The following is a 17,903-nucleotide window of genomic DNA, read 5'->3' as shown; positions in this document are numbered from 1 at the left end:
ATCACCTACTCCCTATCGAGCGATACGACAACTTCCGTTCCTCGTCCGGGTTGACTTTGGATTGTTAGCTTTGCGCCGATGCGATCGGCACGTTCTGTCATTCCCATTAGACCAAAACCGTTTTCCACAGAAAAACTGTTGATTTCAAACCCCTGCCCATTGTCCTTGATTCGCAAAATAAACTGCCTTGTCTCATACACCAGTTCAATTCGGATTTCACTAGCTCTGGCGTACTTAAAGGCATTGGTCAATGCTTCTTGCCCAATTCGGAGTACATTATTTTCTACATCTTGAGGCAGGGGATATGCCTTACCCAACACTTCGCAGATAGTATGGGTACTGGAATGGGAAAACATCTGTGACGACAGGCAACGCAGAGCGCTGCATAAGTCACCATCCTCCAACAACTTCGGGCGCAGTGCTTCCACTGAGCGACGGGCTTCGGTGAGTCCAGAGCGAGCTAAATCGCGCCCCACCTTTATATGTTCTTGTGCTGCCGCCGGATCTACCGTAATTTTGCGTGAGGCGGTTCCCAAGTGAACGATGATGCCTGTGAAGGCTTGCGCTAGGGTGTCGTGAATCTCTTGGGCCATGCGGTTGCGTTCTTCTAGCAAAGATGCCTCTAGTGCCTGTTTGTGATCGCGTAGCGCAGCAGCAACCCGTTCACTGATGTCCTGTCCAATTCCAATACTCATACCATTAGAAAGCCGAATACTTGCCCAGGATGTATCCAGATAGCTCCCATCGCGAATCCTGGCTTTGAAGTCTTGCCATTTCCCAGTAGCGGCGAACATGTGTTCCAAAACTGAGGTGCGATACTCTGGGTCAGGAACGCATTCTGTTATCAAATCGATGTTTTCTAGTTCTGTATGAGACCATCCCAATACACGTTCTGACTCCAGATTGACCAATTGAATTCGTCCGTTAGCATCATAAAGAGTCACCATTACAGGAATATGGTCAAAGATTGTTTGCAGCAGTTCCTTCTGCTCAGTTAACCGTGCATTTTGCTCTAAAAGTTGCTTAGAGAGCCGACTAATCCGCAATTGAGTCTCGATACGAGCCAAAACTTCTTTAGCTTCAAAGGGTTTGGTGATGTAATCTACTCCACCCAAAGAAAATGCTTTCACTTTATCGAACACTTCATGCACGGCACTGACGAAAATAACGGGAATATCTTTGGTTCGTTCATCTGCTTTTAGCTTTTCGCAGACTTGATAGCCATCCATCTCAGGCATCAGAATGTCCAGCAAAATCAGGTCAGGTCGAGTTGACTGGACAGACCTCAGAGCCAGTTGACCGTCCGGCATGAGGCGCACTTTATACCCTTGCTCAGACAAAATTCCGCCTAGAAGCTCTAAATTTGCAGGGTTATCATCAACAATTAAAATGTTACATTTTAGGAAAGTATTTTGAGGATTACTCATTTTGAATTAATGGCAAATTGAGTTAAATTTAATAACTGCTTGTACCGGAAATTGTTAACCAATGCAGCAAGGGCATTGGCTAGGGGTTTATTTGAAGAGCGGATTTGGTCGATGAGACTCAACATTAAATCTTTATCGCCATCGATTGTAGCTTGGTGGAGATTAGCCACTAGATTCGTAGGTAAGGCAGCTATGGCATCGGGAGTTATGGCATTCGTCTCGTTTTGGGTTGAAGTGGGTAAGGCGACGGGTTCATCGTAGACGAAGCTCACTCCGAGATGTTTGTGCAGGGCATCAAAGATGTCTGCTTCTCTAAAGGGTTTGCGGATAAAATCATCACAACCCGTAGAAAGGATAATCGCTCGCTGTTCCTCGAAGCTACTAGCCGTGACGGCAACTATTGCTGTAGCCTGACCTTTGGTAGTGGCTTTAATGCGTTTGGTTGCTTCATAGCCATCCATCACGGGCATCCGCATATCCATTAAGATGATGTGCGGCGAACAGTTTTCCCAAAGTTCAATCGCCTGTTGACCATTAGTCGCTTCGAGTAGTTCAAAGCCAACCCTGGAAAGCAGCCTGATTAGCAGTTGTCGATTGTCCCAGCGATCGTCCACAATCAGAATGCGATAGGTTGGTTGGTTTGGTTCGAGGGCAACGACTCGGCGGGTTGGTTGTTGGCTGTTGCTCTGAGCCGTTTCAGCTACGCTAACAGTAATGTCAAATTTGAAAAGGCTACCATGCCCCACTTGGGAGCTAACAGTCATTTCACCTCCCATCAGTTGCACAAACGAGCGTGCTATAGGCAATCCTAAACCCGTCCCTTCGGAGGATTGTTGACCTGTTCTTGTTTGCATGAAGGCTTCAAACAAGCTATCTAGCTCTTCAGAAGCAATGCCAGCTCCGCTATCTTCGACTTCAAACTGCAATTGGTAATTGGTAATTGGTAATTGGTAATTGGAGCTATTTTCCCCATTACCGATTACTGACCTTACCCTTACTGATACGCCCCCTTCACAGGTAAACTTAATCGCATTATTGAGCAGGTTAATTAATACTTGACGCAACTTAACTTCATCAGTGCGTACAAATTGGGGTACTTCTGGCGTCCGCTCAAACAGTAACTGCAACCCTTTATTCTCAGCCTTGAGTTGGAACATATCTTCCAAATCATCTAGAAGGCAATGGAGGTCAAAGGATGTTTCGTTGAGTGTCGTGCGTCCTGCCTCGATTTTGGATAAATCTAAGACTTGATTAATCAGGGTGAGCAGGTGTTCTCCACTGCGGGTGATGATACCCAGGTTGTCTTGGTATTCGGAAGGTAGGCTTTGCGATCGACTTATTAATTGAGAAAAGCCCAGAATTGCATTGAGAGGAGTACGCAGTTCGTGGCTCATATTTGCCAGGAAAGTACTTTTGGCTTGGTTTGCTGCCTGCGCTTGTCGAGTGGCTTCGGCAAGTTCAGCAGTGCGTTGAGACACCTTTTGTTCCAACGAACGGCTGTATTCCCCTAGCTGAGTATAGAGGTTAGCATTTTCAATTGAAATGGCTGCTTGGGAGGATAATAGATTCAATACTTCCAATCGCTCTGGTGTAAAGGCTCCAGCCGTTAGATTATTTTCTAAGTAAAAAAGCCCGACCAGTTTGCCTTGATTGAGCAGTGGCGCACACAAGATAGATTTGGTTTGATGCTCTTTAATGTAAGGCTCATCAGTAAAGCTGCCTTCACGGGTGGCATCATTCAAGACTAAACTTTCTTTCGTGCGAACGACATAGTTGATGATTGCTACAGGAAGATAGTTGTCAATTGGAATTGACTGCAAAACTCTGGTGGTATAGGCATCTACATCTACTGAAGAATCCACCTCACTCCTAGCTTCAATCACCCATTCAACATCTTTGTGCAAAATCAAACAACCTGTTTGCGCCCCAGCATTCTCAATTAGTATTTGTATTAATGAACTGAGCAACTGCTCTAGCACAATTTCACCAGAAATTGCTTGGGAAGCTTTCATTACCGTCGCTAAATCCAAGGCTTCTCCCGAACTATTACTTGTGGTCGTTCTAGGATTGGTCGTGCGCGTGGAAGTCGTGCGATTCACATTCGGAGATTGAATCAGTAACTGCGGGTATTTGATTTCTAAATGTTTGGCCTTTGCCATCGCTCCCCAGCGTTCATAGCAATAGTGAGCTTCTTTCATGTAAGTTTGGGCAATCTTTTCTCTACCACGAGATAGGTAAAATTTGGCAGCCAATTCATAGGCTAATGCTTCTTCTTGGATATACTCATTGTCTTTAGCACCTTGAATGGCTTGTTCGTAGAACTCTTCCGCTTCAAACCACTGTCCCAAAACTCGCGCTTTCTCTGCCTCGACTAAATGATATTTATGCAAAAAATTCATGGGCGCATAGTGTGCCCATTGCTTCATTTTCTCCTGGTTAAGGGCAACTTTTTTGAGGATTTCAGATTGGGCTTGAACGCTGCTTTCGGAATAGGTTGCCAGTCTTGCCAGAGAGTCATAGAGATAGTATGAAGCCTGAAGGCTGCCCCCTGTTACTAGGCTCAGATGACTTTCTGCTAGGGTTGAGTTTTCAATTGCCTGAGCATACTCAGAAAATAGATAGCATAGGAAAAGTTTGTAAAAAGATACTAGAAGGAATACTAGAAGGATTGGTCTTTCATTTATTTCATTGTGTTGCAATATATTTTCATTGTAGGATTCGCCAATTAGACAGGTTGGTTTGACCGAGCGTCCCATCAAATTTAAGACAGACTGCTGAGAGATTTGAGTCCAGGCGAGCACTGCTTGCTGTTTGATTTGACCAATTGCTTCACTGTATATTCTCATCTCGCGTTCAAGTTCCACGAGTCCTTTCCCAACGCGAAACGATTGGTAGCAGTAGGAATAAGCGCCATAGGCAGCAAACTCTAAGTCACCAGTTTCTAGTGCACTTTTATAAGCTTCTAGTAATGGCTCCAGTGATTCTCTAATATGTTTTTTCCAGTGGTTGATGAAGCCATTTACGTACAGCAATGTTCTAGCTCTGAGTGAATGGGTATGAGGTTGTGACAACAGCCTGAGAGCAAGCTGTCCAAACTCGTACCCAGACTCTATATTTCCGACCATCCCACAAAGAATTAATCCATAGAAGGCATACGCAAAGGAAGATACAAACATATTGCCATATTGGATTGACAAATTGACCTGTTTAGACACAACTAGAGGCAGCAAATAAGGAGCAGTAATATGGGCAGCAACCGTGATGCTGGATAGGATTCGCATCGCCGCCAACTTGTCCGGCTCGGTCATTTGAGGCAAATGGAGCAAGTCTCCAATCGACTTTTCACTGATGAGAGATGTGATTGTGTCTAGTTCAAGATCAATATCTGCCTGACTCGGCTTTTCGGGAAAACTGATCCCAAATTGTTGTAAAACTTGCAAAGCAGTATCGATTGCTTTCAAGGACTGACCCTGCGCCATGTCAGTTTGAATTTTGACTTCGTAAGCTTTCACGGTATCGAGAACCGTTTTAGCTTCTTGTAAAACAATTGCTACCCAGGATTCTACCTGCTCAAACTCGCCACACAAGTACGCGACTTCTGTTGTTTCTGAATATAAATCTAAGGTCAGGTCATAGTTGGTTTGCCAGCTAGAAGCTTCCAGCCAAACTCTTGCTGCCGCTAAATATTTTTTAGCCATACTATAGGCAATCGCTGCTTTGGCTTTCTGACCTGCAATTAAATTTAATCTAGCAATTTCGTCTCGTTCGGGTTGAGCGGCGACCAGCTCAATCCCATAATTCAGATGATCGACAATTTCAAATAGCCGATCTGATAGGCGCTCTAGTAACGTTTTTTCGAGGAGATTGCAACCAATTTGTAAATGAACTGCTTGCTTATGAGGCTCATCAATTAAGGCGTATGCCGCCTGTTGTACTCGGTCATGGAGGAATTTATAATCCTGGACTAATAGCTGTTCATCCAATTCAGATATTGTCAATATCAAGCCAGACTGCGCTGCCAGAATTAGCTCTGGAAAAACTTCTCTGGGTGTTTTTTTACTAATAATAGAGAGAGTAGTTAAGTCAAAATTAGCACCAATGCAAGCGGCTAGCTTTAAAATTTGCTGCGTGACATAGGGAAGTTTCTTCAACTTGCCAATCATTAATTCCACCACATTTTCAGTAATATTTTTTGACTCAATCTGAGGGATATCCCATCGCCAGATTAGATTATCAAAATCAAAAGCTAGTAAGTTTTCGGTGTACAGCGTTTTAAAAAATTCATTAACAAAAAAAGGATTTCCTCCTGTTTTGTGTACTACCAATTCTGCCAAGGGTTTGACTGTACTGATTTCACCGTGTAATGTGTCGGCAATCAGTTGTATGATCACCTCCAGCCCTAAAGGTGCTAACGTAATCCGACTGATTGTTACTCCCTCTTTTCTAAGTTCCTCTAGCATCATCATCAATGAATGGGTTCGATTAACCTCGTTATCCCGATATGCCCCAATCAAAAACAGGTATTGAGTATCTACATCCGTCATCATCAACTCGATCAACCTTAGTGTTGCTGAGTCAACCCACTGTAGATCGTCCAGAAAGATAACTAAGGGATGTTCTGGTGAACAGAACATCCGAATAAACTTTTGAAAAACTCGATTAAACCGATTCTGAGCTTCAGTCGCTCCAACTTCTGGTACAGGTGCCTGCTTACCAATAATAAGTTCTACTTCCGGAATGACATTGATAATAATCTGCCCGTTTGTTCCCAACGCTGTTAAGAGTTTGTCTCGCCACTGTTGCAATTGGTGTTCCGGTTCGCTTAAGAGTTGCCGCACTAATCCTGCGAAAGCACTGACGACAGCCGAGTAGGGAATATTGTGCCCAAACTGATCAAATTTACCAGAAATGAAGTAACCACGCTTTTGGGTAATCGGTTTATAAATTTCTTGGACTAGTGCTGACTTGCCGATACCGGAATAGCCTGCAACCAACAGCAATTCTGCTTGCTTTGCCTTCCCTGCGGCTATTCGCTCAAATGTAGTTAGTAACGTCTCAACTTCCGCTTCCCTTCCATACAGTTTTTGCGAGATTTGAAACTTGTCAGTGATATCTTGATTACCTAATTGAAACGTTGCAATCTCACCCGTTGTTTCTAACTGCCGTAAACATTCCAACAAATCAGCTTTGAGTCCCCAGGCACTCTGATAGCGCTCTTCGGCATTCTTTGCCATCAACTTCATGATAATGCCTGAAATGACTGGAGGTATCTGTGCATTCACCTGATGCAGTGGAATAGGCTGTTTGGCAATATGATAATGCACCAGTTCCAGAATATCTGTCGTCGGAAAAGGCAGTTGTCCTGTAAGCAGTTTGTAGAAGGTGACACCCAGAGAGTAAAAGTCCGTGCGATAATCCAGGGTTCGGTTCATCCTTCCGGTTTGCTCGGGCGACATGTAGGCTAAGGTGCCTTCTAAAACATTAGGATTCTTAAATGTAGGGTTGGTGCGGGTTAACTGGGTGGAAATGCCAAAGTCGATAAGTTTGACAACCCCGGTGTTTGGATTGAGGACAATATTACCTGGGTTAATGTCTTTGTGGATGACGTTGGTAGCATGAATGCTTCCCAAAATTTCTGTAATTGCGATCGCGAGGCTCAAGAATTTAGCTAAGGGAAGAGGACAATACGCTTGGGGTGATTCCTGCATCAATTTGACTAAGGAGTCCCCGCCAAAATCTTCTAAGAGCATCACCAGCGATCGCTGATAATCTTGTAAACTGTAAGCCTTTACGACTCCATCTATGTTGAGCGATCGCGTAATTTCATATTCCTGTTTGTAGCGGGTGAGTTCGGCTGAAGTGGGATAGTCTTCTTTGAGTACCTTGAGGATGACAGGTGTATTGTCGTCTTCTCGTATTCCTCGATAAACCAGCGAATTAGCGCTTTCGTAGATTTTGGCTGTGACAGCAACCTGAGACAGGGAAATCATTTGTATTACTCTGTAAGTGAGCAAGGGGAACTTCCGATGTATTGCTTGCAACCGAGAATCGCTACTTTAGCGTTTCTATAACTTGCAATCGAGTTGTATCTGCTACGGCAGGCTAACAATCCCTCGCTTCAGGGCGATGATTACTGCCTGCGTGCGGTCATTAACGTTCAACTTGCTTAAGATATTGTTGATGTGAGACTTAACCGTGCCTTGCGTAATACTTAGAGCTTCACCGATTTCCAGATTACTCATGCCAGCCGTCATTAGCTGTAGGACTTCGCTCTCTCGTTTACTAAGTTCCGGGCTGTTCATCCGCTCCGCCAGTCTAGCTCCCACTTCCAACGGAATGAACGATCGCCCTGCATGGACAGCCTGAATGCAAGCTAGCAGTTCCTCACGGGGTGTGTCTTTGAGCAAATAGGCTTTAGCACCGGCTTGCAGTCCTCGATAAATGTCCTCGTCGCGATCGTAGGTTGTTAACACGATCAGGCGAGCAGTAGGAACCTTTTTGCGAATTGCTGCGATCGCTGATACACCATCCATCTGAGGCATCTGCAAGTCAATTAAAGCAATGTCGGGTTGGAGTTGGGTAAACAGTTTAACTGCCTCACATCCGTTGTTTGCCTGACCCACAACGGTGATGTTTGCCTTCGGATCGATTTCAAGCATGGCAGCGATTCCAGCTCGTACAATGGGATGGTCATCTGCAATCAAGATGCGAATCGGTTGTTTCTGGCTCATGATGCATCTTATTCTCTAGCAGTTGTTTGGGAGGGCATATCAATCGCAAGAGGCACAATAGCTATCACCTCTGTCCCTTGTCCCGGTTGGCTAGCGATTGTTAACTGACCACCCAGCCTCTGAATGCGCTCGTGCATTCCTAAAAGACCAAAGCCTTTCCCGTTTTGCCGTTCAGGATTAAAACCCTGACCATTGTCCCGCACGCACAGACTGACGGCTTGAGAACCGAACGTTAATTCAACTTGAACCGCATTGGCATGGGCGTGTTTGAGGGCATTGACGAACGCTTCCTGAGCAATACGCAGCAGATTAGTTTCTACGTCGGAAGGTAGCGGGTATTGCGTCTCCTCAATAGTACACTCACCTTTAATCGGTGTACCTGCGGTTAATCCGTGAACTAAACTTTTCAGCGCCTGCGAGAGACTACCCTGTTCTAGCACCTGAGGGCGTAGCGCCCAAACCGATCGCCGTGCCTCTGCCAAACCATCACGGGCTAAGTTGTGTGCCTGGATCAGGTGGTTTCGTGCTTTGGAGTCTTCTGGTACGACGACTTTAGCGACTTCCATATGTACGATGACACCCGTTAATGCCTGGGCAAGGGTGTCGTGGATCTCGCGAGCCATGCGGTTGCGTTCTTCCAGAATTGATGCTTCTTCGGCGCGTTTGCGATCGCTAATATCCCGTGCCAACCAAATGACTAAATCTTGGGAAATAGGCGAAATGCGGGTAGCAAACCAAATTTCTCGCCCTCCCATAGTCAGTCTGTACTCAACATTAAGTATTTGTTGGGTACTGAGAGCTTGTTGGATGTAGCAAAGAAAGATAGCGGCTTGCGGTTGCTCGAAAATCTCGTGCAACGTCCTACCAATTTGCTCGTCAGCAGGTTTGTATAATTGCTCCGGCGCAAGCGGTACAAGCTTTAAAACACGTCCTACCGAATTAATGACGAAGAGGGGATCGGGTATTGCTGCAAAGAGCGCCCGGAGTTCCGATTCGGAGGCTTGCAGCGCTTCTTGTGCCCGTTTCCGCTCATGTTCTATTCGCTTGCGATCTTCAATCTCTTGACTAAGCCGTGCATTTTGCTCCAAAAGTTGCTTAGAGAACCGACTGAGGCGTAATTGGTTCTCTACACGCGCTAAAACCTCTCGAACTTCAAAGGGTTTGGTAATGTAGTCTACTCCACCCACAGAAAAGGCTTTTACCTTATCGAATACTTCATGCAAGGCGCTGATAAAAATAACTGGAATGTCTTGAGTCGTTAGAGACGTTTTTAGCTCTTTGCAGACTTCATAGCCATCCATGTCTGGCATCAGGATATCCAACAATATCAAATCAGGTGAGGAGACTTGTACAAATTGAAGAGCCAGTTGACCGTCCGGAGCAAGGCGCACGATATACCCTTGCTCCGATAACATCCCGGCTAAAAGCTGTAAATTTTCAGGGATATCATCAACAATTAAAATGGTTTCTTTTGACGCAGAGTTTTGAGCATTATTCATATTTAATCAGTTGCGGGTTGCATGAAAGCCAATAACTGCTTATACTTAAACCCTTTCGCTAAAACTGCGATCGCTCCTGCCACAGGGGCGTTGAGTTCCCGAATTTGAGCGATGCAGGTTTCAATCCGCTCTACATCGAGTGCGAGGATGGCTTGGTGGAGGTTAGCGACTAAATCGGGGGGCAGGGCAGCAAGAGCAGCACGTGTTAAGACGTCGGCACTCAAAAGGCATTCGCTCTGCTGATTAGGTTGTGGGGCTGTTCTGCTGGTTGGTTGCTGACTATTAATATCAACAGTTTCAATCCTGCTAACAGTAATATCAAACTTGAAGACTGTCCCCTTACCAACCTGAGAACTGACGCTAATATCTCCTCCCATCAGTTGCACGAAGGAACGGGCAATGGTTAACCCTAAGCCGGTCCCTTCCTGAAACTTGCGATCGGCTTTTGCTTGCACGAAGGCTTTAAAAATGCTGTCTAACTCATCAGGGGCAATCCCAACCCCGGTATCTTCAATTTCAAAGGTAATTGTTGTTTGTTGTTCGGACTTCCTTTTGACTTTTAGACATACACTGCCTGCTTTAGTAAACTTAATGGCATTAGAAAGTAAATTAATTAGCACTTGCCGCAACTTAACCTCATCGGTGCGGATATATTCAGGAACTTCTACAGTCCGCTCAAAGAGCAAGTGCAATCCCTTATTGTTTGCCTTAAGTTGGAACATATTTTCTAAGTCGTTTAGAAAGCGACAGAGGTCAAAGTTTGCTTCGTTGAGCGCCATCTGTCCTGCTTTAATTTTGGATAAATCTAAGACTTGGTTAATTAAGGTGAGCAGGTGTTCTCCGCTACGGGCGATGATGCTCAGATTTTCTTGGTGTTCTGGAGGGAGATAAGACGAGTTACCCATCAGTTGGGCAAAGCCAAGAATGGCGTTGAGAGGAGTTCGCAATTCGTGGCTCATCTGTGCTAAGAACGTGTTTTTGGCTATTTCCGCTTGCCTGCGTTTTGTGACGTCTTGAAACGCCGCAATCGCATAAGCAATGTTGCCGTTTTCATCAAAGATTGGAGTACCACGACTCTCAATAGGGATAATTTTGTTGCCTTGATGAACTTCCATATCATCCACGGCTGAGCGATCGCCCTGCAAAGCTCGAAGTATAGGTATTTGTTCCTTTGGGTACGGTTGATTAGTTCCCGCTCGATAGAGTTGATAAGCTTCTGGCAATTGCTCTATTGTCGTAGATGGAATAACGTCTTTACCAAGAAGCTGTTTTGCAACAAGATTGACGTAGCAAGGTTTGCCATTGGCATCAAGGATTGCCACGCCCATTGGCATTGCCTCTAGGAATTGAGTCAGCCTACTTTCGTTAGCACGCACTTCAGCGTAGAGTTTAGCAAGATCAATGGAGATTGCAGCTTGGGAGGATAAGAGCTTTAACACTTCCAAGCGACCGGGTGTAAAGGCTTCTGTGGTGAGATTATTTTCGAGATATACGATACTAACGAGTTTGCCTCGATCAATCAGCGGCGCACAGAGAATTGATTTCGGTTGATGCGCTTGAATGTAAGGGTCATTGGTAAATTTTCCTTCTCTGCTTGCATCGTGTAAAACGACAGTTTCCTTGGTTCGAGCAACATAATTGGCGATCGCTGTAGAAACATCTCCGCTATCAATGGGTATTGACTGCAATACCGCAACATGCTCTTGCTCCACTGTGCCTGAGGCTTCAATCAAAAGGCTGCCTTGCGTTTCCAAAATCAGAAACCCCTTTTGCGCCCCGGCATTCTCAATGAGGATTTTCATCAACGATGCCAGCAATTTATCCAGGACAATTTCGCTAGAAATTGCCTGAGACGCTTTCATCACGGTGGCTAAATCCAACGATGAACCGGAGCGATTGCCAGTAGTGGTTGTAGGATTAGTCGTACCCGGATCTGTCGTGCGAGTAACCGCTGGGGATTGAGTCAATAACTGCGGATATCTAGCTTCCAAATCTGCAACCTTAGCTTTGGCACCCCAGCGCCCATAGCAATAGTGTGCCTCTTTCATATAGGTTTGGGCAAACTTTTTCCTACCACGAGATAGGTAAAATTTGGCAGCTAATTCATAGGCTAATGCTTCTTCTTGGATATATCCATTTTCCTTGGCTCCTTGGATAGCTTGTTCGTAGAATTCTTCTGCTTCAAACAACTGACCCAAAGCTCCTGCCGTCTCGGCTTGCACCAGATGATATTTATGCAAATAATTCATTGGTGCATAATGTGCCCATTGTTTCATTTTCTCTTGGCTAACAGCAACGTTTTTAAGGATTTCCTCCTGCGCTTGAGTGCTGCTTTCAGGATATGTTGCGAGTCTTGCCAGAGAGTTATAGAAGTAGTACAAAGGAACAAGGTGTATCGCTTTTGCTTGGAACACCTGACTTTCCACTAGGGCTGATTTTTCAACTGCCTGGGCATACTCAGAAAATAGATAGCAGAGGAAAAATTTGTGAAAATAGACACTAAAGATTGCGCCTCCATCATTGGCTGCTTTGTGTTGTGGCAATCCCTTCTCCTCATTGTAGAATTCGCCAATTAGACGGGTTGGATTGACCGAGCATCCCATCAGATTTAAGACAGACTGGTGAAATATTTGATTCCAGGTTAGTGCTGTTTCCTGTTTGATTTGACGGATTGCTTCACTGTATGTCGTCATCTCGCGTTCAAGTTCTACGAGTTCCTTTCCGACGACAAAGGAGTGGAAGCAGTAACCGTAAGCGCAATAGGCAGCAAACTCTAAATCCCCAGTTTCCAGTCCACTTTGATAGCCTTCTAGAAATGGCTCCAGTGTTTCTCTAACATGCTCTTTCCAGTGGATGATGAGGAAACTTACGTGCGACAATATCCTAGCTCTAAGGGAATGGGTATTCTGCTTTGACAACAACCTGAGAGCCACCTGTCCAAACTGGTAACCCGACTCTATGTTTCCGACCATCCCACAAAGAATGAACCCACCAAAATTGGCATAGGCAAAGGGAGAGACAGACGCATTGCCATACTGGATGGACAAGTTGACCTGTTTAGATGCTAGTATTGGCAGCAGATCGGGAGCAGCAATATAGGCAGGAATCGCTATCCTTAATAGGATTTGCATCGCCGCCAACTTGTCCGGCTCGGTCATTTCCGGCAAGTGGATCAAGTCCCCGATTGGCTTGTCATGGAAGTGGGATGCGATCGTGTCTAGTTCGAGATAAATATCAGACTGGCTGGGCGTTTCGGGAAAACTAATCCCCAGTTGCTGCAAAACCTGCAATCCAGTATCGATCGCCTTCAATGGCTGGTTCTGCGCGATGTCGGTTTGAATTTTAACTTCGTAAGCTTTCACGGTGTCGAGAACCGTTTTAGCTTCTTGTAGAATGATTCCTACCCAAGATTCTACCTGCTCAAAATCGCCACACAAATACGCAATTTCTGCTGTTTCTAAATATAAATCTAATGTCAGATTATAGTTTGTTTGCCAGCTAGAAACTGCCAGCCATTCTCTCCCTGTAGCTAAATATTTTTGAGCCATATTATAGGCGCTCGCTGCTTTAGCTTTCTGACCTGCAATTAAATTTAATTGAGCAATTTCATCTCCTTCTGATTGAGCGGTGACCAGTTCAATCCCATGATTCAGATGGTCAACAATTTCAAACAGCCTCTCTAATAGTCCCTCTGGAGAAGCTTTTTTCAGTAAATTGCGACCAATTTGTAGATGAACAACTTGTCTGTGCGACTCATCAATCAAGGCGTGTGCTGCTTGCTGCACTCGATCGTGCAAAAAATTATACTCTTGAACTAACAAGTTCTCGTCTAATTCACACTTTGGCAGGATTAAGCCTAGCTGAATTGCTGCCACTAAGTGAGAAAAAATTTCTGCTGGTGATTTTTCACAGATTATCGAGAGGGTATTTAAGTCAAAATCAGCACCCACACAAGCAGCTAATTGTAATATCTGCTGTGTGACTTGAGGCAGTTTCTTCAACTTGTCAATCATCAACTCTACTACATTGTCAGTGATGTTCTTTGCCTCAATTTGAGATAAATCCCAGTTCCATTTTGGATTTTGGGTCTCACCTTTGGTGCGCTTCCAGCGCAACTTAGATTTTGGATTATGAAGGTCAGGGAGGTTAAAGGTAATTAGGTTTTCCTGATATAGCGTTTTCAGAAATTCATTGACAAAGAAGGGATTACCTCCAGTTTTACGCTGCACTAACTCTGCCAAGGGTTGGACTGAAGCCCTGTCACAGTTTAATGTCTCGGCAATCAGTTGAGCGATCGCTTCTGGCGCTAGAGGAGCTAATGTCATTTGGTTAATTGTTACTCCTTCCCTTCTTAGGCGCTCGCTCGTCATCATCAACTGATGAGAGGATTCGACTTCGTTATCCCGATACGCTCCGATTAAAAACAAATATTGCGTCTCACTATCTGTCATCATCAGCTCAATTAATTTGACTGTTGCAGAGTCCATCCACTGAAGATCGTCTAGAAAGATGACCAGGGGATGTTCTTCTGAGCAGAATACTCTGATGAAACTTTGAAAAACTCGATTAAATCGGTTTTGAGACTCAGTTGGCCCTACCTCTGGCACAGCAGGCTGTTTGCCAATAATCAGTTCCACTTCCGGAATAACATCAATGATGACTTGCCCGTTCGCACCCAAAGCTGCTAAGAGTTTGTCTCGCCACTTTTGCAGTTGAGATTCAGGTTCACTCAATAGTTGCTGCGCTAACTCCTGAAAGGCACTGACGACAGCTGAGTAGGGAATATTGCGTTGAAACTGATCGAATTTGCCGGAAATGAAATAGCCCCGCTTCTGGGTAATTGGTTTATAAATCTCTTGCACTAGGGCTGACTTGCCAATACCGGAATAACCCGCTATCAGCATCATTTCAATTTTGGATTGGGGAATAGTGACTGGGGACAAGGAGGACAAGGGAGAATTTTCTGTCGAGATGTTGGTAAAAACTGCTCCCCTATCTCCCCCCTCTTGCTTGTCTCTTCCCGCTACTCGCTCAAATGCAGTTAGCAGCGTTTCTACCTCTCGCTCTCTGCCATACAGCTTCTGTGGAACTTGAAACTTATCGGAAATATCTTGAGTCCCTAATGGAAACGCTACAATGTGCCTGTTTGTCTTTAACTGTTGTAGGCATTCTTCTAAATCTGCTTTAATTCCCCAGGCACTTTGATACCGCTCCTCAGCGTTCTTTGCCATCAACTTCATAACGATGCTCGAAACCATTTGAGGAATTGCTGGATTAATTGTTGATGGGGGCAATGGCTCTTTAGCAATATGACAATGCACTAACTCCATTGCATCAGTCGTTGTAAAAGGCAGCTTCCCAGTGAGCAGTTCATAGAAGGTGACACCTAGCGAGTAAAAGTCCGTTCGGTAATCCAGGAAACGGTTCATCCTTCCGGTTTGCTCCGGTGATATGTAGGCTAGAGTACCTTCTAAAACATTGGGATTTCTAAACGTAGGATTTGTCCGACTTAAGCGGGTAGCAATGCCAAAGTCGATGAGTTTGACTATCCCGGTGGCTGGATTCAGGACAATGTTGCTGGGGCTGATGTCTTTGTGGATGATATTACTGCTGTGAATCCTCCCCAAAATCTCTGTAATTTCGATGGCAAGACAGAGGAATTTGGGTAAGGGTATTGGAAACCCCCCTTCCAATTCATTCACCAATTTCGCTAAGGACTCGCCCCCAAAATCCTCAAGAATTATCACTAGAGTTCGTTGATAGTCCTGCTGGCTATAAGCCCTTACGACCCCATCTATGTTGAGCGATCGCGTAATTTCATATTCCTGCTTGTAGCGAGTGAGTTCGGCTGGAGTGGGATAATCTTCTTTGAGTACCTTGAGGATGACAGGTGTATTGTCGTCTTCTCGTATCCCTCGATATACCAGCGAATTAGCACTTTCGTAGATTTTGGCTGTGATTGCAACCTGAGGCAGGGAAATCATAGATATTGCTCTGTAAGTGGGCAAGGGGAACTTCCGATGTCTTGCGGGCTACCGAGCATCGCTACTTCGGCGCTTCTATAACTTGCAATCGAGTTGTATCTCCTACGGCAGAGCGACAATCCCTCGCTTCAGGGCGATGATTACTGCCTGTGTACGGTCATTAACGTTCAACTTGCTTAAAATATTGTTGATGTGAGACTTGACCGTACCCTCGGTAATCGTTAGGGCTTCACCGATTTCCAGATTACTCATCCCAGCCGTCATTAGCTGTAGGACTTCGCTTTCTCGTTTACTAAGTTCCGGGCTGTTCATCCGCTCCGCCAGTCTAGCTCCCACTTCCAACGGAATGAACGATCGCCCTGCATGGACAGCCTGAATGCAAGCTAGCAGTTCCTCACGGGGTGTGTCTTTGAGCAAATAGGCTTTAGCACCGGCTTGCAGTCCTCGATAAATGTCCTCGTCGCGATCGTAGGTTGTTAACACGATCAGGCGAGCAGTAGGAACCTTTTTGCGAATTGCTGCGATCGCTGATACACCATCCATCTGAGGCATCTGCAAGTCAATTAAAGCAATGTCGGGTTGGAGTTGGGTTAAACAGTTTAACTGCCTCACATCCGTTGTTTGCCTGACCCACAACGGTGATGTTTGCCTTCGGATCGATTTCAAGCATGGCAGCGATTCCAGCTCGTACAATGGGATGGTCATCTGCAATCAAGATGCGAATCGGTTGTTTCTGGCTCATGATGCATCTTATTCTCTAGCAGTTGTTTGGGAGGGCATATCAATCGCAAGAGGCACAATAGCTATCACCTCTGTCCCTTGTCCCGGTTGGCTAGCGATTGTTAACTGACCACCCAGCCTCTGAATGCGCTCGTGCATTCCTAAAAGACCAAAGCCTTTCCCGTTTTGCCGTTCAGGATTAAAACCCTGACCATTGTCCCGCACGCACAGACTGACGGCTTGAGAACCGAACGTTAATTCAACTTGAACCGCATTGGCATGGGCGTGTTTGAGGGCATTGACGAACGCTTCCTGAGCAATACGCAGCAGATTAGTTTCTACGTCGGAAGGTAGCGGGTATTGCGTCTCCTCAATAGTACACTCACCTTTAATCGGTGTACCTGCGGTTAATCCGTGAACTAAACTTTTCAGCGCCTGCGAGAGACTACCCTGTTCTAGCACCTGAGGGCGTAGCGCCCAAACCGATCGCCGTGCCTCTGCCAAACCATCACGGGCTAAGTTGTGTGCCTGGATCAGGTGGTTTCGTGCTTTGGAGTCTTCTGGTACGACGACTTTAGCGACTTCCATATGTACGATGACACCCGTTAATGCCTGGGCAAGGGTGTCGTGGATCTCGCGAGCTCGCTCCTCACAATCCTTTGATAGTGTGTGCTGTGCATCCCACGGAACCAGATAGCGATCGCTGTCTCAACTTCCGACTCCCTACCGAGTGAAGCTAAACTTCGGAGCGCCGAAGTTGATCGCCCTCTTGAATTCTAACCCCCTGCTGAATCGGCGGAAGTGTGGGTACCAGAGGGAACAGCGAGATCGCTTAAATGTACTTCAACGTTCGGCTTGCAGTCCAGCTTATCCAGGCGCAGGAATTCCCTCAGACCCATCGGATCTGAATTACCGACATCTCTACCCGAATTTCAAGGTTTTCCCGGCTGACCCCCACGGCTTCGACCGCGACAGTGACAGTGTTGACTCTAAAAAAGGTAAATGAGAGATGGGGAAAGGCACTCCCTCAGTTAAGCCGGAAAGATTATATATGTGACTCACTCTACCGCCAGTAACGAGGTCTGTCATACAATACTCTGGGTAGTGGGGACAGCATCTATCTCCAGCACATCTGGTCTACTGAGTCCGGGTGGAGTTTAGCTGCTCTGCCGAGATTCTTGGCATTAAATATAGTCTTTTCTATTTTATTGAGCGTCTTAAACAAAAAACGCTCTCCCGTTAGGGAGGGCGTTTTTATTTAGCTAGAATCTCTAGCGATTAACCATTGATGCTGGGAGCCATCAGAGCCACTGGAGTAGACTCACCTGCTGCCAAGTCGAGGGGGAAGTTGTGAGCGTTGCGCTCGTGCATTACTTCCATACCCAGGTTGGCGCGGTTGATGACATCTGCCCAAGTGTTGATGACCCGGCCTTGGCTGTCAATCACTGACTGGTTGAAGTTGAAACCATTCAGGTTGAATGCCATCGTGCTGATTCCCAAAGAGGTGAACCAGATGCCGACGACGGGCCATGCACCTAACAA

Annotated in this window: 7 protein-coding genes and 2 pseudogenes; 1 reads left to right on the top strand and 8 read right to left on the bottom strand. The window is 45.7% G+C overall.

The window, feature by feature from the left end; genetic code table 11:
- Positions 1–5: 5 nt before the first annotated feature.
- The 7 genes and pseudogenes from NDI33_RS22920 to NDI33_RS22890 form a co-directional block, all read right to left on the bottom strand.
- Complete coding sequence (locus NDI33_RS22920; RefSeq protein ID WP_190676248.1) at positions 6–1,427, bottom strand: response regulator; 1,422 nt, start codon at positions 1,425–1,427, stop codon at positions 6–8.
- Positions 1,424–7,417 (bottom strand): hybrid sensor histidine kinase/response regulator, encoded by a 5,994-nt coding sequence (locus NDI33_RS22915; RefSeq protein ID WP_190676247.1) that lies wholly within the window; start codon positions 7,415–7,417, stop codon positions 1,424–1,426. The genes NDI33_RS22920 and NDI33_RS22915 overlap by 4 nt, the downstream gene beginning before the upstream one ends.
- A gap of 102 nt (positions 7,418–7,519) precedes the next feature.
- A complete protein-coding gene (locus NDI33_RS22910) occupies positions 7,520–8,158 on the bottom strand; it encodes a response regulator transcription factor (RefSeq protein WP_190676245.1) in 639 nt (212 codons plus the stop codon).
- An 8-nt stretch (positions 8,159–8,166) separates the two neighbouring features.
- Positions 8,167–9,657 (bottom strand): response regulator, encoded by a 1,491-nt coding sequence (locus tag NDI33_RS22905; protein ID WP_190676243.1) that lies wholly within the window; start codon positions 9,655–9,657, stop codon positions 8,167–8,169.
- 2 nt (positions 9,658–9,659) lie between these two features.
- Positions 9,660–15,641 (bottom strand): AAA family ATPase, encoded by a 5,982-nt coding sequence (locus tag NDI33_RS22900; protein WP_190676241.1) that lies wholly within the window; start codon positions 15,639–15,641, stop codon positions 9,660–9,662.
- 102 nt (positions 15,642–15,743) lie between these two features.
- A pseudogene (locus tag NDI33_RS22895) lies at positions 15,744–16,383 on the bottom strand (response regulator transcription factor).
- 8 nt (positions 16,384–16,391) lie between these two features.
- A complete protein-coding gene (locus tag NDI33_RS22890; protein WP_339380295.1) occupies positions 16,392–16,994 on the bottom strand; it encodes a sensor histidine kinase in 603 nt (200 codons plus the stop codon).
- Between the two features lie 136 nt (positions 16,995–17,130).
- On the opposite strand from NDI33_RS22890, the gene NDI33_RS22885 reads away from it, so the two are divergent.
- Entirely contained in the window at positions 17,131–17,367 is a 237-nt protein-coding gene (locus tag NDI33_RS22885) for a hypothetical protein (RefSeq protein WP_348245672.1), read from the top strand.
- 272 nt (positions 17,368–17,639) lie between these two features.
- Here NDI33_RS22885 and NDI33_RS22880 read toward each other — a convergent pair.
- A pseudogene (locus tag NDI33_RS22880) lies at positions 17,640–17,903 on the bottom strand (photosystem II q(b) protein); the annotation flags it as partial.

This window comes from Trichocoleus sp. DQ-A1 (genome assembly GCF_039961955.1).
Taxonomy (GTDB): domain Bacteria; phylum Cyanobacteriota; class Cyanobacteriia; order Cyanobacteriales; family FACHB-T130; genus FACHB-T130.
Note: the sequence above shows the minus strand (reverse complement) of the source record. Positions and strands in the feature narration are given on the sequence as shown.